This window comes from Arachidicoccus rhizosphaerae, assembly GCF_900107765.1.
GTDB lineage: Bacteria > Bacteroidota > Bacteroidia > Chitinophagales > Chitinophagaceae > Arachidicoccus > Arachidicoccus rhizosphaerae.
In genome coordinates this window covers 39321-63669 of the sequence record NZ_FNQY01000022.1, presented here as the reverse complement: position 1 = coordinate 63669, position 24349 = coordinate 39321, and the positions used below count along the sequence as shown (strand labels likewise).

At 40.7% G+C, this 24349-nt stretch carries 18 protein-coding genes; 12 read left to right on the top strand and 6 right to left on the bottom strand.

The window, feature by feature from the left end; genetic code table 11:
• Positions 1-477: 477 nt before the first annotated feature.
• On the bottom strand, positions 478-675 hold the full coding sequence (locus BLU80_RS15480; RefSeq protein WP_091400263.1) for a hypothetical protein: 198 nt from the start codon (positions 673-675) through the stop codon (positions 478-480).
• Positions 676-682: 7 nt separating this feature from the next.
• Complete coding sequence (locus BLU80_RS15475) at positions 683-1252, bottom strand: ATPase (protein ID WP_091400261.1); 570 nt, start codon at positions 1250-1252, stop codon at positions 683-685.
• 1063 nt (positions 1253-2315) lie between these two features.
• On the opposite strand from BLU80_RS15475, the gene BLU80_RS15470 reads away from it, so the two are divergent.
• A complete protein-coding gene (locus tag BLU80_RS15470; protein ID WP_091400259.1) occupies positions 2316-2735 on the top strand; it encodes a DUF1016 N-terminal domain-containing protein in 420 nt (139 codons plus the stop codon).
• Positions 2736-3030: 295 nt separating this feature from the next.
• Here BLU80_RS15470 and BLU80_RS15460 read toward each other — a convergent pair whose 3' ends face one another.
• Both BLU80_RS15460 and BLU80_RS15455 read right to left on the bottom strand, forming a co-directional pair.
• Positions 3031-6219: an alpha-amylase family glycosyl hydrolase gene (locus BLU80_RS15460; protein WP_091400254.1), complete on the bottom strand. Its 3189-nt coding sequence runs from the start codon at positions 6217-6219 to the stop codon at positions 3031-3033.
• A 445-nt stretch (positions 6220-6664) separates the two neighbouring features.
• Complete coding sequence (locus BLU80_RS15455) at positions 6665-7051, bottom strand: hypothetical protein (RefSeq protein WP_091400269.1); 387 nt, start codon at positions 7049-7051, stop codon at positions 6665-6667.
• 343 nt (positions 7052-7394) lie between these two features.
• Between BLU80_RS15455 and BLU80_RS15450 the strand changes: the two genes are divergently transcribed.
• The 5 genes from BLU80_RS15450 to BLU80_RS15430 all read left to right on the top strand — a co-directional run bounded on the left by BLU80_RS15450 (position 7395) and on the right by BLU80_RS15430 (position 17196).
• Entirely contained in the window at positions 7395-8003 is a 609-nt protein-coding gene (locus BLU80_RS15450; protein ID WP_091400252.1) for an RNA polymerase sigma-70 factor, read from the top strand.
• Between the two features lie 88 nt (positions 8004-8091).
• Positions 8092-9393, top strand: a complete 1302-nt coding sequence (locus BLU80_RS15445) for a FecR family protein (protein ID WP_091400249.1) — start codon at positions 8092-8094, stop codon at positions 9391-9393.
• 142 nt (positions 9394-9535) lie between these two features.
• A complete protein-coding gene (locus BLU80_RS15440; RefSeq protein ID WP_244518964.1) occupies positions 9536-12967 on the top strand; it encodes a SusC/RagA family TonB-linked outer membrane protein in 3432 nt (1143 codons plus the stop codon).
• Positions 12968-13009: 42 nt separating this feature from the next.
• The gene (locus tag BLU80_RS15435) at positions 13010-14569 is read left to right on the top strand and encodes a SusD/RagB family nutrient-binding outer membrane lipoprotein (RefSeq protein WP_091400247.1); all 1560 of its coding nucleotides are present in this window, start codon (positions 13010-13012) and stop codon (positions 14567-14569) included.
• A 113-nt stretch (positions 14570-14682) separates the two neighbouring features.
• Complete coding sequence (locus BLU80_RS15430; RefSeq protein ID WP_091400245.1) at positions 14683-17196, top strand: phosphocholine-specific phospholipase C; 2514 nt, start codon at positions 14683-14685, stop codon at positions 17194-17196.
• A gap of 118 nt (positions 17197-17314) precedes the next feature.
• Here the strand turns inward: BLU80_RS15430 and miaE are convergent, their stop codons facing one another.
• Positions 17315-17896, bottom strand: a complete 582-nt coding sequence (miaE, locus tag BLU80_RS15425) for a MiaE family protein (protein ID WP_091400243.1) — start codon at positions 17894-17896, stop codon at positions 17315-17317.
• Between the two features lie 322 nt (positions 17897-18218).
• On the opposite strand from miaE, the gene BLU80_RS15420 reads away from it, so the two are divergent.
• The 4 genes from BLU80_RS15420 (at position 18219) to purH (ending at position 21777) form a co-directional block, all read left to right on the top strand.
• Positions 18219-18776 carry a hypothetical protein gene (locus BLU80_RS15420; protein WP_091400241.1) on the top strand — a complete coding sequence of 186 codons (558 nt, stop codon included), beginning with the start codon at positions 18219-18221 and terminating at the stop codon, positions 18774-18776.
• A 300-nt stretch (positions 18777-19076) separates the two neighbouring features.
• A complete protein-coding gene (gene rpsL, locus BLU80_RS15415; protein WP_091400239.1) occupies positions 19077-19457 on the top strand; it encodes a 30S ribosomal protein S12 in 381 nt (126 codons plus the stop codon).
• 28 nt (positions 19458-19485) lie between these two features.
• A complete protein-coding gene (rpsG, locus tag BLU80_RS15410) occupies positions 19486-19953 on the top strand; it encodes a 30S ribosomal protein S7 (protein ID WP_091400237.1) in 468 nt (155 codons plus the stop codon).
• A gap of 312 nt (positions 19954-20265) precedes the next feature.
• Positions 20266-21777, top strand: a complete 1512-nt coding sequence (gene purH / locus BLU80_RS15405) for a bifunctional phosphoribosylaminoimidazolecarboxamide formyltransferase/IMP cyclohydrolase (RefSeq protein WP_091400267.1) — start codon at positions 20266-20268, stop codon at positions 21775-21777.
• A 143-nt stretch (positions 21778-21920) separates the two neighbouring features.
• Here purH and BLU80_RS15400 read toward each other — a convergent pair whose 3' ends face one another.
• Complete coding sequence (locus BLU80_RS15400) at positions 21921-22871, bottom strand: NAD-dependent epimerase/dehydratase family protein (RefSeq protein WP_091400234.1); 951 nt, start codon at positions 22869-22871, stop codon at positions 21921-21923.
• 89 nt (positions 22872-22960) lie between these two features.
• Between BLU80_RS15400 and kdsA the strand changes: the two genes are divergently transcribed.
• Both kdsA and BLU80_RS15390 read left to right on the top strand, forming a co-directional pair.
• On the top strand, positions 22961-23788 hold the full coding sequence (gene kdsA / locus BLU80_RS15395) for a 3-deoxy-8-phosphooctulonate synthase (protein ID WP_091400232.1): 828 nt from the start codon (positions 22961-22963) through the stop codon (positions 23786-23788).
• Positions 23789-24108: 320 nt separating this feature from the next.
• Complete coding sequence (locus BLU80_RS15390) at positions 24109-24297, top strand: hypothetical protein (protein ID WP_091400231.1); 189 nt, start codon at positions 24109-24111, stop codon at positions 24295-24297.
• The last annotated feature ends 52 nt before the right edge of the window (positions 24298-24349 follow it).

The following is a 24349-nucleotide window of genomic DNA, read 5'->3' as shown; positions in this document are numbered from 1 at the left end:
ACCTCCCCTGACATCAAACCAGCTCTTGCGTCCCTGGCCGGTAACCAGACCCCGGGGACTCGGAATAGTAGCGGATAACTGCTCAAAAGGGATGGCTTTATAAAGAATTCCTAAATCTGTTTGGCTAAAATGCTCATCCAGTAGATTCTCGTGAAAAAAAAGTAGATTTGTCATGGATTATAAAAAAAGTTATGCCCTACTTTGAACACTTTTTGTGCCAAAGCAGGGCAATTTTATTATAATCCACACCCTGAAACTCAATGGGGATAACTATTACAGCTTTTCAGGAACACCCTAAGTTATTTGTAAATACTTTTACACCAAATTTACACCTGGATTGTTATAAGCTTCCTGATAATCAGTTATTTTTCACATTCTGTATTGGCAAATAATTGATAATCATCTAATTATATGCATATTCTGAAAATATCTCACAATTGATGATTTAATATGTGGGCCCTACGGCTGCCTCCACTTTTAGACGGCTGGTTTGGGTTTATGATAAGCAGATCGATTCTTGATAAACTCCTCTGCTGATACTTCAATAATTTTATTATCTTTCATGATAATAAGTGGGCTGTTCTTTTGTTTTTTAAATTCCAAAAGTCTTTGAAATGCTAATTCAAGCCCGCGTTGAAGTTTTTGTTGTAGATCTTCCTGGGTATTATTATCCATATTGACGCTATTGTATAATTAATTTATAAATTTTCTCATTTAGTATTTTCATAGAACCGTTTAATTCTTTTTCTGCGACCGGATCATTATTCCCTTCGGTATTATCATAGATAAATGCCTGATCCACAACTGGTAAATATAAGTCTTTTAAGTTTTTAATTCCTTTTAAATATCGCCTTTTAATAATTTCTGGCTCTATAAAGTGCCCTCCCTCCGCAACTCGGTTTCTGACTCGTTTAATAGCTAAATCAACAGAAAGCAACCAAAAGAATAACAAAATTACGGAATAACCTTTTCCTTTGGCCTCCAAGATTTTATTTTTATAACTTCTTGTTGCTAAAGTGGTCTCAAAAGCAAAATTTTCATTTTCTTCAATAAGTTCGTTTATTCTGTTTAGCATGATTCGGCCTGCTTCCAACGCAACCTTTTCAGGCTGAAAAGGAGAGAGGCCACGAGCTATTTCGTCTGCATTGATAAATTCTTTACAGTCTAAAATCTCAGGTAAGATAGTAAAAGATGCGGTCGTTTTGCCCGCACCATTACAACCAGCTATGATGTAAAGCTTTTTCTTGTTCATTTGCAAAGCAAATTTACTAAATTTAGTTGGCACTTATGGTTGCAAAAGAAGTTGTACAGCCATAATTGTTTTTTTAGAAATATGTTTTGCGTTAGGAGCTATTTAAATTAGATGAAATTGTTGATGTGCTATATAATTTATAAATACTTTTACACCTAATTTACGCCAGTATCTTTGTATTATGTTGATAGTCAATATAGTTGAATTTTACTGTATTGGCAAATAGGGACTCATTATTAAGTAAATATTATAATTTATCGTTATTTAGTACATCGTCAATTTTGTTGTAGATATCTGTAAGTTTATTATACTAATATTTCGGTTATAAATTTTATTTTTTAAGCTCGGTAGATAGAAATCGCACATTTTTTGAATGGAGGAGTGCCAAAGCGGAGATTGATCGCCATTTTAGAAAGGAATAATTTGGCTAATGTATTCATTTTCAATTTGTCAGAGGTGCCAAGGGCTTGAAGGAGCTATGGAAAAGAATGCTTTCAATTTATGGATAATTTTATAAGAATATCTTTTCCAGCCGCTAAAAAAGTGGGGTTGGTAGATAGTCAAAGGAAAATAGTAGAATTGATAATATCTAATCCGGAGATATCTAAAAAAGAATTGGCTGAAAAATATTGGCATTAGTACAACGGCAGTTGATAAACACATAAGGGCGTTGAGAGAAAGCAATATTATCAGGCGTTTGGGAGGGGCTAGAAATGGATATTGGGCTATTGTGGATAGGGTGTAAATTAAACCAAATATTACAGCACGGGTGAGGGAAAGCCTCTGGAAATAAAAAAATACAAATGGATTTTGATTAGTCTTAATAGCTGTATATGTTAGTATAATATTGAATATTACTCATTGTTTTGAAAATGTTTTTACACCTAATTTACAGCTGTATTGTTATTAGCTACCTGATAACAATACAGGTATTTTTCACATACTGTATTGGGTAAATATAAAGCAAAAGCGTCAGAATGGAGCGTAAGGAAAAGTATAATATTACAGTAATATTTAAGAATAGTATTGTAATGTTTAGCTTTGTATTTATATAAAAATAGAGATGGACAATCGTTTTACTGAAATAATTGATTTAATCCAACAAGCAAGGATAAAGGCCGTAAGGTCGGTAAACGCAGAGCTTATAAATTTATATTGGAATGTTGGGGAATATATTTTTAATAAAGTCGAAAATAAAGAATGGGGTGTGTCTGTTGTAAGTGATTTGGCGCAATATATTCAACGTAATGAACCGGGAATCAAGGGCTTTACTGATAAAAATTTGTGGAGGATGAAGCAATTTTATGAATCTTATAAAGATGTTCCAAAACTCTCAACTGTGTTGAGACAAATAAGCTGCTCTCATAATTTGGCAATATTGTTAGACATGGTAGATAAGCTTGAACCTGACTCGAATATAGTAGCTGATAGTTATAATAAGGACAATTTTTACGAAGATCAAAAAGAAAAATATGGCTTCTAAAGTTTTCATTGATGCTAATGTTCTCCTTGAATTCATCTTAAAGAGATTAAAGCAAACTGCACAAATAATCAGTGGAACTGTATGTGCGGAAACTCTGGAATTAGACGAGATATCGAAAAAATGGACAACGCCCATTAGAAATTGGGGCATTGTCCTTAACCAATTCTTGATTATTTTTGTGGACAGATTGAAAGTTTAGCTACTTAAATTTTCAACTCTCGATTTTCGATTTACACACTTTTAGGGATACTGTCACCAGGCCATTTTCTGCATAAATCTTGATCCGGTTCTTTACTTATTTTTTCATTAGTTTGGTTTTATATATTTTATGATCCAGTTCGATTTTCATGTAGTAGATGCCTGCTGCTTGGTGGCTCAGGGTAATATCGCCACCAGTCTGCCCAAGTATGCCTGTTCTTATTACCCGGCCTATAGGATCGCATATGCTATAGGGATTGCTGGAAGTACTAACGTGGTTAATCTTGATATGAAAAGTGCCAGGACTTGGATTAGGGTAGGCCAATATTGTTTGAGAGGTCTGAATATTTGAGGCCCCTGCACTGATTTGGGCCGTATAGCCTACTCCATGGGTACTTATTACTGCCAGTCTGTATAACGCATTTTCGTTACCTGTGGCGCCATCCGTATACTGAAATTGTTTACTAGTTGAATTAGCAGTTAGGATTGTCAAAGGCGTGTAATTGCCAGTGGAAGGATTAATTTTCTCTAATACGAACTGGGTACTGTCATTTGTCTGTATAGTATTCCAGGTGATTAAATTTCCCTGTTCGTTGTTTTTAATAGTTAAATCAGATATCCAGTTTGAGACATTTATTTTCTTTTTAGGATGTAACCAGACATTAAAAGCACCCGCATGGAGTGTCAGGCTGGTATCCTGGGAAGTCTGGTAAAATGCCGTATTGTGATCAACAAATTGAAGATGCTGCCCTGTGCCAACCACATAGGGGAGCCATAAGCCGGTATCTGGCAGGCTAAGGCTTGTTGATAGATTATTTACCCCAAAATTTGCGGCTACTATCAGATCCAGGCTGTCACTTTCCAGGATTATAGTCTTTAAGTTATTGTCTTTTTGGGAAAGTACTGAATTTGCATCAATTTTTCCTTTAGTAAAAGCAGCAGGATAAATAGATCTTAATTTAAATAATTGCTGAAAGGTATTTGATAAGTTAGTCCTGTTAGAATCTTTTAAATAGGACCAGCCCAAAGGTTTGGGTCCAGTTTTACAGTCATTGTTTCCGGAACCATCCGTGCAATAATTGATGGTGTAATCATATCCCAGTTCTCCGAACTGCCAGATCATTTTAGGCCCTGGAATTACCGCCCATAGAGCAGCGGCCATGGCATTTCTGTTTAGTGCAGTTAGCGTGTCCTTTATATTATAAGTCCCACTGGCATTACCATACTGGATATTTTTATACATGAGTCTTTCTTCATCATGGCTTTCCATATAGAGCATCATATTATTAGCCACCCACCCACGGTTAGTATATACAAAGGAAGATACATCACTGCCATCCGCATAGCCCATGGTCAGCTGATTAAAATTGCTATTGCCATTTTCCCAAAGTAGCATTCCTTCGGAACTATAATGTTTTTCCTCCTCATTATTACCCAGAAATTCTAAAATAGAGTAACTGCCCGGGGCGTCCTTTTGTTGGCTGCTGTAGTAATCGTCCCAGATAACAACTCTGGAACTGTCGTAAGCGCTCCATGCATCCACGTCACAACCTTCTCCATTATTATCACAGGTTTGTTTTTGTGTAAAGCCTTTGGCCAGATCGAAACGAAAGCCATCAATATTGTATTCAGAGAGCCAGTAAGCCAAAACTCTTTTAGTGAAATTTTTGGTTGCCTGCGATTCGTGGTTAAAATCATAACCAACATTATATGCATGTTTGGCAACTGGATTAAACCATGGATTATTGGCTAGCGGGCGGTCATTTTTGCTGTCATAATACATTTGTACCATTGGAGACTGCCCAAAACTATGATTAAGCACCATGTCCATTATAACAGCTATACCGCGACCATGGCAACTGTCAATAAAAGTCTTAAGACTGGTGGCCGTCCCGTAGTACTTATCCGGTGCAAAATAAAAGTCCGGATTATACCCCCAGCTGGAATTACCCTCAAATTCATTAAAAGGCATTAATTCTATTGCGTTAATGCCCAATTTTGAAAAATAGTCCAGGCTGTCTGTAAGCGATGTCCAGTTATGACCGGTCGTAAAGTCTCGGACCAGTAGCTCATATACCCGCAGACTGCTGGCCTCCGGTCTGCTAAACTGGGTGTTTTTCCAGTTGTAAGTTGCCTGGCCAGTTTCGATAACGCTTGCCAGGTCTCCTGTAGCACTTTTGGGAAAAGCAGGTAAATCCGGATACGTATTGTTACTGATATATGGGTCATTTGACTTGTCCAGAATTAAATGTGCATTATAGTCTGCAACGATTAGGCTGTCGTCAATAATATATTGATAGGCATATTGCTTTGCTTTTGTGAGATTAGTTAAGGTGACCCAAAAAAGGTTTCCATCAGGTGTTATGTGCATTTGATACCCATCAACCCCTTTTTGCCAGTTATTGAAATCGCCGATTACATATATATTTTGTTTTTGAGGTGCATATAATACTAAAGTGGCCTTTGAAGGATCATTTGAGTCATAATTAATACCTTCCACTGCTCCGTCTGGTAATTTAAGCGTATCAGTCAGGCCAATAGCAGCAAAGGAGAGTTCCTGGCTTGCAGTCGAACTATCCGTGGTCGCTTGCAATGTCAGTGTCTGGGCCCCTAACGCTGTTACAGGAATTGTCTTGTTGATTATACTATCTGTAGTGGTTATGATCTCCGTTTTGTTTAATGAAAGGGTAAGTTTGGCTATTTGGTTTGCATAACCTGTTACAGCAATGCTATCGCCAGGATGTATGTTGGTAATATTATAGGTTGGGGTATAGGTAGGTTGCCAGTATGGCTCGTCAATTCTGACCTGCAGGTCGTTGGCCTGATATACCGGTAAATACATATCGGAGTTATCACTATTTTCAGCTTTTAACGTCCCGTCGGTATTTCTGAATAAAATACAGATTTTTAATATGTGTTCGCTGGTATCCGTTATGCCGAAAAAGATTCTAAGTCCACCTGTAATTGTATAGGATAGATCTCCATTGTTCATAACAACACATTTATAGGCTTCATCCGCAATACCCCAGGTAGAATTCACATATTTCCAGTCAGAACTGCTGGTACTTTTATTCGTGATTACCCCGATATGGACATAAAAAGGACCGGATGCTCCTTCCAGGCCCTGATTACCGAGGTTTGGATTTAGTTCAATACGTACTGTCCCTGTTGTATTTTCCTGAATAAACCTGGGGAAGGTTTGCAGAAGTTGTGTCTTGGCTGCGCAACAGGCAATTAAATAAAAGGCCATAAAACAGATGCAGCGGCGGATAAAAGACTTTCTCATTTTTTGTGTTTAACTAGATGGGTAATCTGTTTTTATTGTAATTGCCAAAATAGACAGGGAACGTTCTCGGAATTTGATTCTGATAAACGAGAACGTTCCCGAAAAAAACGGCTAAACAATGTTAATGAAAATTAAATTGATGACAAAGTTTTTGAAGATATTTTTTTTAAAAGCAATTCAATGCAAAGGAGCCAGGAAACCATATGAAATTGCAAATGAATGAATTAATATTCAATCACTAGTGGAGAAAAATAATTCGCCGTATAAGCTCAAATCGCTCTTCATTCCAATTAATCCGGAAAAAAGAGATTGCTTATACGGCGAATATTTAATCAGGCGTCTTTATTATTTAGGTTAGCTGGCTCATCAAATAAAGAATGAATTATTTATAGTTCTTTATTTTAAAGCTTTACGCCCGTTTGTCTTCATTTTAAATTTGCTTTTTTTATCTGGTACAATCTGCAGTCCATGTGCCATCATCATTAGATACCAGCATTTTTAATGAATGTGCTGAAATAGTGATACCAGTTACCCCACTACCCACACTCACATATGTATCATCATCTGATTTTTCAAATTTGACATTATTGATATCTGGAATGCCGCTGCCAAATTTGAAGCTGTAGGAAGAACCAACCTTGACGACGGTAAGTTTTCCATCTTCATCAGAGATGTTTTTGCCATCACTGCTGTAGGTGATGGTTCCGGTATACGTCCCGACAAAGAAATCTTTATCGGCAGGTGCGGTATCTTTACTACAGGAGAAGCTTACCACAGAAAAGGCTATAAAAACCATACATAATAACCCCAGAAATTTGAATTTGTTTTTCATATAAAGGTTGTTTTTGTTCAAGGGTAATAATTCAAGCATTATGCCAAAGGGGGAAAAATTTGTTAAATCGGATGAGCTATAACAATAACTAATGGATTGCAGGTTGATAACCAAAAGACAATATTGGATAAAAGTATATTCAATCGGCAGCCCTTAGTTTTGCATTCTTAATAAGAATGAGGTTGCTGGTAATTTAATAGAAAAAGTGATCAGGCAATTTTGGAAAAAATATTATAATGATATTCAATAATATAGCATTTAAGCAAACGGTTGCATTTTAAATGTCCTTAACAAAGTTCAATTGTTTTCCCTACTTTTACTTTAACATCTTTTCATATTTTTAATGGACCACCAGGAAGTTTATGTAAAGCAATTATGGAGTGACGCCGCTACAAAAAGTGACGCGAATGCCTTTGGTCAACTCTTTGAATTGTATTTTCCTAAACTGCTCATTTTTGCGCTGAAATATACCCGGGAGCGCTGTCAGGCTGAAGATGTTGTTCAACAGGTCTTTTTAAAATGCTGGGAAAAAAGAAATTCCCTGACCGCCGTTGACAATATAGAAGCTTATTTATACAAGTCCATCAAAAACGAGGTGACCGATTTACTTCGCAGACAGGTCCTGCACAGCAAATACCAGCAACAAACTGCAGCTCAGCAACAAAATCTGGAGCAGCCACGAGCCTTGCCTAACCATGAACTAAAACTGCGATTGGGCAGAGAAGAAATTTTATCTGCAGCCATAAACGATTTATCACCGCAGCAAAAAAGAGTTTATCAATTGAGTAAAGAGAGAGGCTGGTCCTATGCAAGGATTGCCCAAGAGATGGAAGTTTCTACCCATACTGTGAAATGGCATGCATCGGCTGCATTACAATCACTGAGTCATTTTCTGAAAAATCATGAAAATGACTTGTTTGTTCTGATCTTCGGTTTATTTCTGTTTTTCTGAAAATATATTAATTTTCACCTACCCGATTTATACTCCTGTTCGTCATAATTATATAGAGGTAAATATTCTCTGTTATTATTAAGGATATATGGAATCAGGAGTGACCAAATTATTTATTGAACTTGTCCAAAGACAGGGCAGGGGAGATACGCTTAGCCCGGCAGAATTAGCACTGCTGGAACTGGGACTTTCAGATCCTGATTGCCTGGATGCGCTGAATCGGCATATGGAAATGGAGCTTTACAGCGTTGAATCTGAGGATAAATCCGATCCGTCCATATCTTCCATTCAAAGTAAAGATGCGCTCGCTGCGCTTATGAAAAAAATAGAGCCCACATCCATTAGCTCAGCAAAAGATCCCCAAATGGATGTTCAAATAGATGCTCATCCCCATAAGCCTGAACAGATTATAGGGCGCAATGATCATAAAATCTTCTGGAGAAAATGGATGGCTGTGGCCGCAGTTTTACTTTTCGGGTGCGCAATCACAACAATCTGGTGGCAACTAAATAATAAACAGCCTGCTACCCAGCAATTAGCGACCAATAGTGAACAGTATGAACGTGTACAGCCCATTGTGCCCGGATCTTCAGGCGCAATTCTTACGTTAGGGAATGGTCGGAAAATCGCCTTGGGTAGCCACCATACCGGGCTGCTGCATATTGGAAGTCTGACCATTCAGCCGGGGAAAGATGCCGCTAAGCTCACCAATTTAGAAGTAGCCAAATCTGGGGAAGAAGTACTTTATAATACCCTTACCACGCCAAGAGGCAGACAGTACCAGATTGAATTGCCAGATGGAACAAAAGTCTGGTTAAATGCATCCAGCAGCCTGAAATTCCCGACAATTTTTAACCCGCAACACAGAACTGTTGAATTAAGCGGTGAAGCCTATTTTGAAGTAGTCCATAATTCCAGCCATCCTTTTCAGGTAAAGGTAAAAGATCAACTCATTGAAGATATAGGGACAAAGTTTAATGTGAAAGCCTATAGCGATGAACCAACTGTCAGAACAGCGTTGGTAGAAGGAATTATTGATGTAACTAATGGAATCAAAAAGCTTAGGATGAAGCCGGGACAGGGCTTAAAGGCCAGCGCAAATGCAATGTCCATTTATAATGCGGACCTAAATCAGGTGCTGGCCTGGAAGTCAGGATTTTTTGCTTTCCGGAAGGCAGGTGTGGATGAAATCATGCGCCAGCTCTCCAGGTGGTATGATGTGGATGTCGTATATAGCAGTTCCTTTCATAAGACCGAAGGCAATAATGCTTCCTTTACCGGAAGTATTGATCGCAATCTCGATTTGCAGGATGTGCTGGATGGGCTTCAATTCTCACAGGTACATTTTAAAATAGATAAGAATAAGAGAACCATTATAATCGAAAACTAAAAATTGAAAGCTATGGAAAAAACATGATTACTTCTATAGACTAAAAAGCCGACAGTGCTGCGAACACATGCCGGCCGTTAAGTCTAAAAATTAAATCTTCCGTGTGTAAACTGAAATTTTAACTTCAAACTTCAACAAAAGTATGGAAAAAAATACTGTCCGCCATCCGGCATTTCACAGGATGGTGGTACGTCCCCGCCAAATTTTTCTCGTCATGCGACTGACTATCATTATGTTATTATTTGCTCTGACGCAGGTTCAGGCAAAATCTTATGCGCAGGAAGTAACACTGGATGCATCCAGTATGAGCCTGAAAAGCGCATTACGTAAAATTGAATCTCAGACGGGATATAGTTTCTTTTATAAAGACGTTGATATTCAAGGGAAAACTATATCCGATCTGCATATTAACAAAGCGCCTTTAAAAGATGCGCTAAATAAAATATTACGGCAACAACAACTGGCTTTTGTCATCAAAAAGAAAACCATCTTTATAAGGACCATTACTGATAGTCCGGGAAAAGACCGGATGGAACCGGAGGCACAGATTATAGAGCAAACTACCATTAAGGGCCATGTGACAGACAGGGCAGGCGTCCCTTTGTCAGGTGTTGCTATTCAACTCAAAGGAACAACCAAGGGTGTTTTGACTAATGAGGCAGGAGACTTCTCCATTAATCTGCAAAATCCTGAAGAGGCAGTCCTTGTGGTGAGCTTTATCGGTTATATTACCCAGGAAGTAGCGGTAAAAGCAAACAGTGATTTGAAAATACAGTTAACGGAACAGCCTCATCAGATGAATGATATAGTGGTGACGGCCCTTGGGATAAAGAGCCAGGAAAAAGCGCTGGGGTATTCTGTCCAGAAGGTAGGCGGTGAACAGGTGGAAACCGTAAAGGGGGTGGACATTGGTACATCTTTAACGGGACATGTAGCTGGTCTGGTCGTGCGCAATTCTACTGAATTTAATCAGGCACCTAATATTCAGTTACGAGGAGAAAGCCCATTGCTGGTTATTGACGGAGTTCCTTATGGCAATGTTTCTTTAAGGGATATCCCGGCAGATGATATCCAGGAGATGAGTGTGTTAAAAGGATCCACCGCCGCGGCATTATATGGCGCCAGAGGTTCCAACGGGGCTATTATGATCAGTACCAAAAAAGGGACTAAAAATGGCGGTTTGTCTATCACTCTCAATAGCAATACGATGTTTAATCTGGGATATCTGGCCATTCCTGAGGTGCAGACTTCCTATGCCCATGGACAAAACGGTAAGATTTCCACCGATTATGTCTGGGGGCCTAAACTGGACATTGGAGATTCAGCCATTCAGTGGAATCCAAAGACCAAACAAGAGGAAATGATGCCGCTGATCTCCAGTGGTAAGCATAATCTACAGAATTTTATGCAGACAGGTATTATTACCAGCAACAATATCAGCGTAACTAAAAGTGGTGAAAATGGCTATTTCAGAGCTGGTTTAAACCATGTTTATAATAAAGGGCAGTTCCCCAATGAAAACCTGAACATCATTAATTATACTATGAGCGGTCAGATAAAAATGGGTGATAAGTTTGATCTGGAGGGACATATGGGCTATACCCGACAGACGGCGCCGCAGATCTGGGGTCATGGCTACAATGCGCAAGGGTATTTGTATCAGATTTTGATCTGGACAGGCCCTGATTATGATATTCGTGATTATAAAGACTACTGGGTAACGCCAAATGTGAAACAGAACTGGCTATATAATGCCTGGTATGATAACCCTTATTTAATTGCCAATGAAAAACTGGACGGCATTGAACAAAACAAACTCAATGCATCACTGGTTGCAAATTACCATTTTAGCAAGGATCTGAAACTGATGTTCCGCAACGGATATGATTATTACAGCAATGAAGAAACGGTGCGCAATCCAGCCGGTATCAATTCTACCCGAGGGGGATCGAGCGGAAGTACCTTTTCCTGGAGCTGGAATGGTAAAGGAATGTACGGCATGAATGAACTCTGGGGCTATAGCCTGAATAGTGATCTGATTTTAACTTATGATAAGAAAATCGGCGATTTTGGTTTAAATCTGTTAGCAGGAGGAAGTATTTATTATTATAAGGACAGAGAATTTGGTGCAAAAACAACCAACGGGTTACAAGTGCCAGGCTGGTATTCTTTGGCTAATGCCATTCCTTCTACCGCCGTTGGTGTAAACTCTATTTCCAATAATTACGGAACCTGGGCAAGGCAGGTGAATAGTCTGTATGCCAAGGCGTCCGCAAATTGGAAAAACGCGGCATTTATTGATGTGACTGGCCGTGAGGACTGGAGCTCAACACAACCTGCCTCAGAAAGATCCTATTTTTATCCTTCTGTTTCCACCAGTTTAATCCTGTCTGAATTTTTCCATTTGCCCAAAGTTGTCAATATGTGGAAATTAAGAGGTTCATGGGCGGTAGATAAGGATATGGCAGGGGTATATGCCACCAACCGACTTTATTCTATCGGGTCCTCCTGGGGGCTGACCAGTTCCAGTTATCCGAATTCCCTACTGCCTTCTGATCTGCTTCCTTCTTCTACCCGAACCTGGGAGTTCGGTACTGCTGCTTATTTACTGAACAGCAGATTACATTTTGATATCGCTTATTTTAGCAAGCTCTATTATGACAGGCAGACTTCCGTTGATATCTCAGAAGCCTCTGGCTTTGAAACTACACTGGTGAATACGGATGAAACAATAGCCCGTCGTGGACTGGAAATAACGATCGACGGTTCCATTATCAAAAGTAAAAATTTTGAATGGCATTCCACTTTAAACTATTCAAATCAACACCGTTATTATGTCCATTTGGACCCGGTTTATTCTTCCGATAACCTGTGGACCAAGAAAGGGGAGAGAGTAGATACTTATTTGATTTATGACTGGCTTCGGGATCCGCAGGGTAATATAATTCATGAATCCGGGTTCCCGGTCGAGAGTGATTATAAAACAAAAATCGGCTATGCTGATCCTGATTTTTCACTTGGCTGGATTAACGATTTTACCGTAGGGCGGTTCACATTCGGATTGAATATTGATGGCCGTATAGGTGGTGTGATGTATGATGATGTCTGGGATGATATGTTTGAGACAGGGGCCAGCCCCGAAACGGATACCAAGTGGCGTTATGACCAGGTAGTCAATGGGATGAATAACTACGTGGGCAATGGTATGAAAGTCGTATCCGGCGAGGCTACCTATGATAAATATGGCCGTATTACCAATGATACCAGAACTTACGCTAAAAATGACGTGGAAGTAGGCTATCAGGATTACGAGCAATCACTTTCCGGAGGGGGGAATCACGGCTATTTTGATGAGACCTTTATCAAGGTGAGAGAATTGTCAATCGGATATAATATTCCAACAAATAAATGGTTCGGTAAAAAATCGGGCATTAAGTCAGCTTCAGTATCACTGACTGCCCAAAATCTGTTTTTATTCACCGGGTTTAAATACTCAGATCCTGACAATGATGCTGAGGATCTGAACTCACCCTCACAGCGTATGGTAGGCATTAATATTCGTCTGGGATTTTAATCCGGTACGCTTTGATTTTTTAAACCGATAAAAACAAAAAGAATGAAAACAATATGTAAATCAATTTCAAAAACGATATATCTTTCATTGATTGCGGGTGTGGTATTTACCAGCTGTACCAAGAAATTTGATGAGATTAATACCAATCCCGATAAATCAACTAGCACTAGTGCCTCTGCCTTGGCTACCAGCATGATCACCTCTATTACTTCTTCTGATATCGGAGGTACCAAAACTTTTATGGGACCTTTTATGATGGGTAAGTCTATATTGTGGACGGAGCAACAGGAAGGTACACAGTATAATAAAATCAGCAGAACCGATTTTAGCCGCCTGGAAGTATTGAGAAATGTTCCTGTCATGTTGCAGTACGCTGCGGGATTAACCGATGGATCTCAACCTTCATATGAAGCGCTTGGTCATTTTCTGCGCGCATGGGAATTTTTCTATACGACGATGACCGTTGGTGATATTCCTTACGCAGACGCCATAAAAGGAGAATCAGACGGTGTAATCAAACCTAAATATGATTCTCAGAAAGAAGTGTTTGCCGGTATTTTAAATGAACTGGATAGCGCCAATACGCTTTTCGGGCAGGGGACGGATTTTGAAGGAGACTTTATTTACGACGGTGATGTGAGCAAATGGCAGAAACTAACCAATAGTTTTGAACTCTATGTTTTGATGCAGCTCTATAAACATACGGATGATAGTGATTTGAAAGTCAAAGAAAGATTTAAAACTATCGCCACCACCAGAAATCTGATGAGTTCTTATGAAGATAATTTTGCACTGACTTATCAGAATGCGGGTGGTCTGTGTTATCCCTGGTCCAATACTGCCGTACAAGTCAATTCTTTTGTAATCTATCCGGTCGTGGGTAGAAATCTGATTGATCCGTTAAAAGAAACAAAAGACCGGCGTCTGTTTTATTTTACAGAACCAGCTGCTGCTAAAATTGCAGCAGGGCTGACCGCAGACAATTATGATGCTTATATTGGCGTTGAAGCTTCCGATCCACTGAACAAAATAAAACTGGCCCATGATGAAAAGCTCTTCTGTGATGTCAATAAGCGCTATGTGGATTTATTCAATGCAGAGCCAGTGGGTGTCTTTAATTACTGGCAGTTGCAGTTTATACTGGCCGAAGCAGCGGTGAGAGGCTGGTTGCCGACCAGCGAGGCAGAATCTTATTATGAAAAAGGCATCCGGTCCAATATGGAATTTTTAGTAAGTCATACGGAAGACAGCTATACGCATGGTATGCCTATTACAGAAAGCTATATTTCGGGATTTTTGCCCTCGGTTCAGTTAAGCGGAGATACAGAACACAAGATTGAACAGATTATTACACAGCAGTATATTGCGGGATTTATGCAGGATGCCAACAATACTGCCTGGTTTGAGAATAGAAGAACCGGTTATCCGACATTTATTCTTAATTCTTCTACTAATCTGAATCAGCCCAACACCGGCTTTCCTAAAAGATGGCTATATCCTCAAAATGAACTGGATCATAATTCAGAGAATGTGGCGGCGGCTATAGAGAGCCAGTATGGCGGCAATGATAATGTCAACAGCCTGATGTGGATTTTAAAGTAATTAAAGGCATGACAGCTGTTAAATTTAATGCCTGATGGATAAAAATATGTATTTTGAGTGCCTTGCGCTTGCAAGGCACTGTTTTTTAAACTGTACAATTTTTTAATAAGTATATGGACACAAGAAGAGAATTTTTAAAAAAGGCAGGTATGCTAGGTGGCGGAGTCGGACTTTGGTCCGCGTTGCCGGCTTCCATCAAAAAAGCATTGGAAATTGACCCGCAGAAAGGCAGCACTTTTATGGATGCGGAACATGTTGTACTGCTTATGCAGGAGAACCGGTCTTTTGATCATCTGCTTGGTTCCCTGCAGGGCGTAAGAGGGTATAATGATCCGAGAGCCATCCGTTTGCCGGATGGTAATAAGGTTTGGCTGCAGACAGATGAAAAAGGCCGCACATTTACACCTTTCCGACTGGATATTAAAAAGACAAGATCAACCTGGACGGGTAATCTGCCACACACCTGGACTAACCAGACTGATGCCCGCAATAACGGTGGGTTCGACCGATGGCTGATTGCCAAAAGATCAGGCATTAAACAGTATAAAGAACTTCCCCTGACATTGGGACATTATACAAGAGAGGATATCCCTTTTTATTATGCCCTGGCAGATGCCTTTACGGTTTGTGATCAGCATTTCTGTTCTTCCCTGACCGGCACTACACCCAACCGCCTGTTTTTCTTCACCGGGAAATTAAGAGGCGGAAGAAATAACCAGGCCAATGTCAATAATGAAAACGTAGATTATGATCATGAGGTAGATTGGCAGACTTTCCCCGAAAGGCTGGAAGATGCCGGGGTTTCCTGGAAAGTCTATCAAAATGAAATCAGTCTGGATAATGGCCTCAACGGTACGGAAGAATTCTGGCTGGGTAATTTTACGGATAATCCGCTGGAATGGTTTAAACAGCATGGGATCCGGTATTCAGCGGGACATTATAATAAAGTAAAGCAGGATTTAAATGAGCTTCCCGCTGCAATAGAGAAAGCCCGTGCTGCGCTGGGCAGCTTAAGCGGGAATGAGCAAAAAAAAGCGGCTGGCAAATTAGCTGACATGGAAAGCAGGCTTAGTTATGCACGCAAAGCAATAGATACCTATAGCCCGGCGTCCTTTCAGAAACTCCCCCAAAAATTACAGAACCTCCATAACAAAGCATTTACGGTCAATAGCGGTGCGGATGACTATCGTAAGGTGGATACCATCCGTTATACGGATCATGAAACAGGCGCCAAAAAACAGATGAAAGCACCAAAGGGAGACGTATTTTATCAGTTCAGAAAAGATGTTCAGAGCGGGGAGTTGCCTGCTGTATCCTGGATTGTGGCTCCGCAGGCATTCTCCGATCATCCCAGTTCACCCTGGTACGGCGCCTGGTATGTCTCTGAGGCGATGGATATTTTAACCAGCAATCCGGAAATCTGGAAGAAAACGATTTTTATTCTGACCTATGATGAAAATGACGGATACTACGATCATGTACCTCCTTTTGTGGCCCCTAATCCTAAGGATAAAAGTTCCGGTCTGGCCTCTGAGGGCTTAGATATCCAAAATGAATATGTTACCATGGATCAGGATATTCAAAGAGTAGGAGCGGCTTATAAAGCGTATGCAAGGGAAAGTCCCGTAGGGCTGGGTTACCGGGTACCCTTGATTATTGCATCGCCCTGGTCAAGAGGGGGCTGGGTAAATTCACAAATCTGTGATCATACCTCGGTGTTACAACTGCTGGAATCATGGCTATCTCAAAAAAAAGGGAGCCCCGTCAGAGAGGAGAATATTGGCAGCTGGCGCAGAGCCATCTGTGGCAACCTGCATTCCGTGTTCAGACCTTTCAATGGCAGGGGGGCTGATCTGCCTTTTATTCAAAGAGATGATTTTCTGGGGACTATTATGGATGCCAAAGAAAAAGAATTGCCGGATGGGTTTCATTTAATGGGTCGGGAGGATATTACAAGTCTGAATCAAAATCCGGCAGAATCGCCATATCAACCCAAGCAGGAAGCCGGCATACGTAATAGCTGTGTGCTGCCTTATGAGCTGTATGCTGATTTGTCTGTTGATTCTAAAAATGGCAACCTTGAAATAAAAATGACAGCGGCCAACCGCATTTTTAAACAGCAGGCGGCAGGAGCGCCTTTTGCCATTTATAGTTTAGGAGCACCTACTGATTTTAAAGTTCGGAATTATTCTGTAAAGGTGGCAGATACACTCAAGGATCAATGGGCACTGGATGGCTGGCAGGGCGACTTATTTGAGCTGCAGTTACACGGTCCCAACGGCTTTTTGAGGGTCTGGAAAGGGAAAAAAGCGAGCGCCGGTCAGCTGGCAACAGTCAGCTTGCATTATTTAAAAGAAAAGACACTGGACCTCTGGGTGCATAATCCCGGAAAGTCAACCCTTACTCTAAAAGTACAGGATAATAGTTATGGAAATGTGCACAAAAGCCTGACAATATTACCCGGAGATACCGGCAGGATAAAATGGCCGACCCGAAAAAGCTTTGGCTGGTATGATTTCTCTATTTTGGATCAGGATCATGATCTCTCTATTCAATATGCAGGCAGGGTAGAGGATGGTACGCCTGGTAAAACTGACCCTTTAATGGGTAGCGTTAAAATCGGATAGCTATACAATATTTAAAAGCAGGGTCCATTGAATAGGATATTTGTACCCTGCTTTTTTTATTGAGTTGTTCTTTATAAGCAAATGGTAGTCAAATGAATGGATTGTATTTGTTTTCGCCTTATCCATGAATTTGCTCCTTGGTGCCATAGGACTGAATCAGTACGGATTCAAATTCCAGCCACTCCTGCCATCTTTTATCGACATCCACGTCTTTTGCATATTTACGGGCAAAATTTAAAAATAGGGTATAATGGCCGGCTTCAGATACCATCAGGTCATAATAAAATTTAGCCAGTGCAGGATCCTTAATATTGGTAGAGAGCAGTTTGAATCTTTCGCAGCTCCTGGCTTCAATCATGGCAGAAAATAACAGCCTTTCTATAAAAGCACTGTTGCGGCTGCCATCTTTTTTGCAGAATTTCATGAGCTGTCCGACATAATCATCTTTTCTTTCCCTACCCAGGGTATATCCCCTTTTCCATATCAGCTCGGTAACCATCTGAAAATGCTGCATTTCCTCCAGGGCTACTTCAGTCAGGGCCTTGACCAGGTCCGGATATTCTGAGTTATTGGCAATTAAGGAAATCGCATTGGTGGCTGCTTTTTGTTCGCACCAGGCGTGGTCTGAAAGAATTTCACAGAGATTGTCTTCCGCAATATTGGCCCATCTTGGGTCCGTCGTCAATTTAAGTCCTAACATGTTAAAAATAAATTATATGAGTGCTGCTGCGGCCCGCCTAGCTCCGATTAAGCGCACAATTGGATGGCCCTATTGATTATTCTATACCGCAAAGTAAATAATTTTACCGGATACTAACTGCCACTTTTAGACCGGGTTTATATAGTCTGGTAACCGAGTAGGGTATGGCATCTATTCCCTCTAAACCTATGATTTATTCATTAACCGAAAATTTGGCCTTATATTAATCCCGTATCGGTAGCTTTTAATCAAATGTTGTCTTAATTTGTAGTATTAGCAGATGTGGCCGAATTATCTATAAGATCCTTAAATTGCATTACCCATGGTTAAGTTAAGTACCAGCGCGTTTAAAACCGGCAATTTACAAATAGCCGGCTTAAGCTTTCGGCTTTTATTTTTTATAGCTGTAGTGGCAGGGGGGCTTTCCGCCTGCTCTGGTGGTAACGAAGGAAATAATACTGCCAGAACAGCTAAGGAGACCGCGGACAATCATAATGGTTCGCTGTCCGGCACGCATACGCCTGAACCGGGCCAGAAAGATTGTTATAATTTTATGGTCAATAATGACACGGTCATAATAACGATCAAGTGGCAGGATACCACGAGGTTTACCGGTTCAATGCTTTACCAGCTTCATGAAAAAGACAGAAATATCGGTAGCCTGGAAGGAAGCAGGGTAGGTGATTTGCTACTTGCTGATTATCAGTTTAGTAGTGAAGGTATGCAAAGCAAAAGGCAGGTGGCTTTTAAAAGAATCCAGGATTATCTGGTAGAAGGTTATGGTCCAGTCACCGCAGACTCGGCAGGCTTTATTTTCAGCGATCCCCGTCATTTAAATTTTGACCTGAACAGAAAAATTCAAGCGGTCCGTTGCCTGTAATGGTAAAGTGCCACCATCTAATATTCCTATTCCTTAAAGGCGCATTGGAGTAGGTCGGAATAAATATGTAAATATTTGATTATTAGTATTTTGATACAACTGGTTGCTTTATTTTACCGAATTTTTACTCCTAATACATATTATAAGGTCGCTTTTATGTACTTTTGCACCCAGACATAAAAATACAGATATACACAGGTGTGGATATTTACAACAGAATTTTATTTCGATAAAATTTTGAATTGTTTAAATAATATACCTACCTTTGCAATCCGTAAAAAAAAATATTAAGTATTTAGAATGCCTACAATACAACAATTAGTAAGAAAAGGCCGCGAGACGATCAAAGCCAAGAGTAAATCCAGAGCATTGGACGCCTGTCCTCAACGTCGTGGTGTTTGTACCCGTGTATATACTACTACACCTAAAAAACCGAACTCTGCACTGCGTAAAGTAGCTAAAGTTCGTTTGACCAATAAAATTGAGGTAATCGCCTATATTCCGGGTGAAGGTCATAATCTGCAGGAGCACTCCATCGTTCTGATTCGTGGTGGAAGGGTAAAAGACTTACCTGGTGTACGTTATCATATCGTACGTGGTAGCCTGGATACTGCCGGTGTAAAAGGCCGTAAACAGAGCCGTTCTAAATACGGTGCGAAAAAGGAAAAGGTTAAAAAATAATTGAATAACAGCAGATTTTAGATAAATAATGAGAAAAGCACAAGCCAAAAAGCTCCCATTAGCGCCAGACGCCCGTTTTAACGACAAAATGGTTACCCGTTTTGTAAACAATTTAATGTGGGACGGTAAAAAGAGTACGGCTATCAAAATATTTTACGATGCTGTAGACAAAGTTTCCAAATCAACCAACGAAGATGGTTATGAAATTTGGAAAAAAGCTTTGGCTAACGTTACGCCTTCAGTTGAAGTACGTAGCCGCAGAATCGGAGGTTCTACTTTCCAGATTCCTATTGAGGTTCGTCCTGACCGTAAAATCTCTCTGAGCATCAAATGGTTGATTCGTTATAGCCGCGAAAGAAATGGTAAAACCATGGCAGATAAACTGGCTAACGAAATCATCTCCGCCAGCAAAGGTGAAGGAGCTGCTTTCAAAAAGAAAGAAGATACACACCGTATGGCTGATGCGAACAAAGCATTCTCTCACTTCAGAATCTAATGAACGGACAGTATAAACTGTTAATTAGATATGATAACTGAAAGTAAACAGATAAAGCTTTACATTCATAGTGATACTAAGTTTTAGAGTTAAAAGAATAGATAAGACCCTCCCATGGAGGGTCTTATTATTTTCCGGTCAGTGAATCTTCAAAGGCGGCCCCGGCATACAAAAATCGTTAGTTTTGCACCGATGCTTTTATTGCTGTGGAAAATTGGCCCTTGGAATCCACCTGATAGAGTGTAAATTTGTGCCCTAATCGTTCTCATGGCAGTCAAATCCCAATTAAAAAACTGCCGCAAATCAAATCATATGCAAAAAAAAATTCAGTCTGCACTGATTTCCGTTTTCTACAAAGACGGACTGGCTCCGCTTGTAAAAGAGCTTCATGAACAAAACGTAACTATTTATTCCACAGGAGGAACACAGAAGTTTATTGAAGAGCAAGGCATTCCCTGTGTGCCGGTGGAAAATCTGACGACTTTTCCCTCCATTTTGGGTGGCCGGGTTAAAACTTTGCATCCCTGTGTATTTGGAGGTATATTGGGTAGAAGGGATAATGAACAGGATCTTCAGGAAATGAAAGAATACAAGATTCCGGAAATTGATCTGGTTATCGTAGATCTGTATCCTTTTGAAGAAACTTTAAAGCAAACCAGCGAAGAGAAATTAATCATTGAAAAAATAGATATCGGCGGTCCATCCATGATTCGTGCTGCCGGTAAAAATCATAAAGATCTGGTCGTCATTTCTGATAAGGATGATTATGCCGGTCTGGTGGAGTTATTAAAAACGCAAAACGGTGCTACTACTCTGGAGCAACGCAGGGCTTACGCAGCTAAAGCTTTTGAGGTGGCCATGAACTATGATATTGCTATTAATAACTATTTTAACGGAACGGTGCTGCAGCCACTGAAAAACAAACAGGTGATGCGTTATGGCGAAAACCCGCATCAGCAAGGCAGTTTCTATGGGGACCTGAATGAAGTGTTCGTTCAGTTAAACGGCAAAGCCCTTTCCTATAATAACCTGGTGGATGTAGACGGAGCGGTTCAGCTGGCACTGGAATTTAAAGAAGAAAAACAGGCTGTATTTGCCATCTTCAAGCATACCAACGTCTGTGGCATTGCCATCCGTCCAACCCTGAAGGAAGCCTGGGATGCTGCCTTGGCAGGAGATCCTGAAAGTGCTTTTGGTGGCGTAATTATTACCAATAAAACAGTAGACAAGGCAACAGCTGATGCCATCAGTGAAATCTTCTTTGAAGTGCTGATTGCACCTGCCTATGACCAGGATGCGCTGGAGGTCTTAAAAGCCAAAAAGAACAGGATTATTCTGGAAATCAAAGCAGACGCACCGCTGGCGAAAACATCTTTTAAATCCATATTAAACGGCACCCTTGTACAGGATATTGATAAGGGTAACTATGAAAAATGGGAAGAAGCAGGTGCAAGAGCCTGCACACAGGAAGAAAAAGAAAATCTTGAATTTGCCAACCTGGTTTGTAAACACCTGAAAAGTAATGCCATTGCCCTGATTAAAAATAAACAATTAGTGGGTAAAGGCTGTGGCCAGACCAGCAGGGTAGATGCACTGCGTCATAGCATTGAGAAAGCCAAGCAATTTAACTTTGACCTGCATGGTGCCGTACTGGCTTCCGATGCGTTTTTCCCTTTTGACGACTGCGTTAAACTGGCTCATGCGCAGGGTATTGAAGCCTTTATTCAGCCGGGTGGTTCCATCCGTGATAAAGACAGCATCGCCTATTGCAAAGAAAATAACCTGGCTATGGTGATTACCGGTCAGCGTCATTTTAAACACTAGCCTGACAGCATCAGCCATCAATCTGCTGATTGCCGTCCCAGGTGGTCTTAAACAATAAACCCCGGTTAACCTTCTTTTTTAAGAGGTGACCGGGGTTTATTGTTTTTACCATGCCTGCAGGAATTGTAAAAGGACTATGCTGTTTAGCCCTTCAGGTTTGTCAACATATCAGCCGTCATTTTGGCCAGATCGAATTCCGGTTGCCAGTTCCAGTCCTGTCTTGCCTCGCTGTCATCAATAGAAGCAGGCCAGGTATCGGCAATCGCCTGCCTGAAATCCGGCTGATACTGAATGGTAAAGTCCGGGATGTGTTTTTTGATTTCTGCTGCAATCTCTTCCGGAGAAAAACTTATCGCACTCAGATTATAAGAGCGGTGTGTTTTTATGTTTTCCAAAGGAGCATCCATTAGTTCCAAGGTCGCCCGGATGGCATCTTCCATATACATCATAGGCAGGTAAGTGTCCTCTTTTAAAAAACAGTTGTAACTGCCAGCCTTTAGTGCACTGTGAAAGATATCAATGGCATAATCCGTTGTGCCGCCACCGGGAGGCGTTTTATAGCTGATAATACCCGGATAGCGAAGACTGCGTACATCGACTCCATATTTCTCAAAATAATAATTACACCAGGATTCTCCCGCGTATTTACTGATACCATAAACAGTAGAGGGTTCTACAATAGTTGTCTGGGGGCAGTCTTTTTTAGGTGAACTGGGACCGAAAACGGCAATACTGCTGGGCCAGTAGACTCTTTTTAGTTTTTCTTCCCTGGCAATTTCCAGCACGTTTAAAAGAGCGGTCATATTAATATTCCAGGCCATTAAAGGCTGTTTTTCCCCCACAGCAGACAGTACAGCGGCCAGGTGATATATTTGGGTGATTCCATGCTCTTTTACAATTTCTTGCATGGCTTCTTTATTTAAAGCGTCCAGTGTGGTAAATGGACCTGTCCCTTCAATCAAAGGGCTTTGTTCTCTTAAATCAGATGCCAGTACCTGTTCATTGCCATATTTCTTTCTCAATGCCAGGGTAAGTTCGCCACCAATCTGTCCACCGGCTCCGATAACCAGTATCTTTTCGGTATCTATATCCATAATAAAAGGTAATTTATTTTCGAACCACAAAGAAAACAAAACTTTGACGTAAGTTCGCATATCAGAACAAAATAAAACAAACGTTTGATATGGCAAATGCATCATTTATGGAAAAACTGGTCCAGGGCCAGTCTTACAATCCGGATAATTTCTTCTTAATTGCTGGTCCATGCGTAGTAGAAGGCAAGGATTTACTCGATGAGGTCGCAACAAAAGTCTCTGAGGTCTGTAAAAGACTGGAGATTCCTTATATTTTTAAATCGAGCTACAGAAAAGCCAACCGTACCAGTGCCAGTTCTTTTACGGGTATTGGCGATCAGGAGGCACTTCAGTTATTGAAGGGCATCTCAGAAAAATATAATTTGCCTACCGTCTCTGATATTCACACCGCTCAGGAGGCGGCCATGGCAGCATCCTATGTGGATATGTTGCAGATCCCGGCCTTTCTTTGCCGTCAGACAGATCTTTTAATCGCGGCTGCCGAGACCGGCAAAGTGGTGAACGTTAAGAAGGGGCAGTTTTTAAGCGGCGCCTCCATGAAATTTGCCGTGGAGAAAATAAAGGGAGCCGGTAATGATCAGGTTTTATTAACGGAAAGAGGAACCACCTTTGGCTATCAGGACCTGGTGGTGGATTACCGGAATATCCCGGAAATGCAGGCATCCGGAGCGCCTGTGGTGATGGATTGTACCCATAGCCTGCAACAACCTAATCAGACCACCGGCGTCACCGGAGGAAATCCACAGATGATTGAAACGATAGCTAAGGCGGCGATCGCCGCAGGTGCGGATGGTCTGTTTATTGAAACGCATCCTAATCCGGCAGTAGCTAAAAGCGACGGTGCTAATATGCTGCAGCTCGATTTACTGGAACCCTTACTGGAAAAACTGGTAAGAATAAGAAAGGCCGTTATGTAAGTATACGAACCGCTTTCCATAAAATTCAAAATCGACACTGGTTGAATAAGTAGATGCAGCCTCCGGAGGAAAGTTAATCCCGAAGCTGCATTTTGTTTTTGATGACAAAAACAAGGACGCTATGATAACGTAGGTCATCAGCTTAGTTAGAGACGGCAGGTATGCTGCGGTATTTTGGGTTAAAGCGTCCTATTTACCAAAATAGTAAATTCCTGAATGCAGGTCGTTTTGTTTTCAAGGGAGTTGTCTAATTTGGAGTAAACAAAGTCCAACCGGAAAGTACTTCCTTCCCACATTTAAGACCCGGAAAATACATTTTATTGCTACCGGTCGGCAGGTCTGCCGTATCATCTCATAATTTATATGTTGGCAGCGCTTATGATAATTATGGAGGTCAGACTGATTATTATACACAGCAAAAATCCTACGCGGATTTTAATGAAGGTCCGGTAAAGGAAGTGGAGATAAAGCCCGGCAATCCACTTTTAGAAATCAAATGGAAAAAATAAAATTACATGTCTCTTAAAGCAAAAAACGCAGCCCGAATTTTCTTCAGACTGC

What these genes read in the sequence shown, in the direction of transcription:
- BLU80_RS15480 (WP_091400263.1), bottom strand. Translation starts at nt 675, where the DNA reads ATGGATAATAATACCCAGGAAGATCTACAACAAAAACTTCAACGCGGG.
- BLU80_RS15475 (WP_091400261.1), bottom strand. Translation starts at nt 1,252, where the DNA reads ATGAACAAGAAAAAGCTTTACATCATAGCTGGTTGTAATGGTGCGGGC.
- BLU80_RS15470 (WP_091400259.1), top strand. Translation starts at nt 2,316, where the DNA reads ATGGACAATCGTTTTACTGAAATAATTGATTTAATCCAACAAGCAAGG.
- BLU80_RS15460 (WP_091400254.1), bottom strand. Translation starts at nt 6,219, where the DNA reads ATGAGAAAGTCTTTTATCCGCCGCTGCATCTGTTTTATGGCCTTTTAT.
- BLU80_RS15455 (WP_091400269.1), bottom strand. Translation starts at nt 7,051, where the DNA reads ATGAAAAACAAATTCAAATTTCTGGGGTTATTATGTATGGTTTTTATA.
- BLU80_RS15450 (WP_091400252.1), top strand. Translation starts at nt 7,395, where the DNA reads ATGGACCACCAGGAAGTTTATGTAAAGCAATTATGGAGTGACGCCGCT.
- BLU80_RS15445 (WP_091400249.1), top strand. Translation starts at nt 8,092, where the DNA reads ATGGAATCAGGAGTGACCAAATTATTTATTGAACTTGTCCAAAGACAG.
- BLU80_RS15440 (WP_244518964.1), top strand. Translation starts at nt 9,536, where the DNA reads ATGGAAAAAAATACTGTCCGCCATCCGGCATTTCACAGGATGGTGGTA.
- BLU80_RS15435 (WP_091400247.1), top strand. Translation starts at nt 13,010, where the DNA reads ATGAAAACAATATGTAAATCAATTTCAAAAACGATATATCTTTCATTG.
- BLU80_RS15430 (WP_091400245.1), top strand. Translation starts at nt 14,683, where the DNA reads ATGGACACAAGAAGAGAATTTTTAAAAAAGGCAGGTATGCTAGGTGGC.
- miaE (WP_091400243.1), bottom strand. Translation starts at nt 17,896, where the DNA reads ATGTTAGGACTTAAATTGACGACGGACCCAAGATGGGCCAATATTGCG.
- BLU80_RS15420 (WP_091400241.1), top strand. Translation starts at nt 18,219, where the DNA reads ATGGTTAAGTTAAGTACCAGCGCGTTTAAAACCGGCAATTTACAAATA.
- rpsL (WP_091400239.1), top strand. Translation starts at nt 19,077, where the DNA reads ATGCCTACAATACAACAATTAGTAAGAAAAGGCCGCGAGACGATCAAA.
- rpsG (WP_091400237.1), top strand. Translation starts at nt 19,486, where the DNA reads ATGAGAAAAGCACAAGCCAAAAAGCTCCCATTAGCGCCAGACGCCCGT.
- purH (WP_091400267.1), top strand. Translation starts at nt 20,266, where the DNA reads ATGCAAAAAAAAATTCAGTCTGCACTGATTTCCGTTTTCTACAAAGAC.
- BLU80_RS15400 (WP_091400234.1), bottom strand. Translation starts at nt 22,871, where the DNA reads ATGGATATAGATACCGAAAAGATACTGGTTATCGGAGCCGGTGGACAG.
- kdsA (WP_091400232.1), top strand. Translation starts at nt 22,961, where the DNA reads ATGGCAAATGCATCATTTATGGAAAAACTGGTCCAGGGCCAGTCTTAC.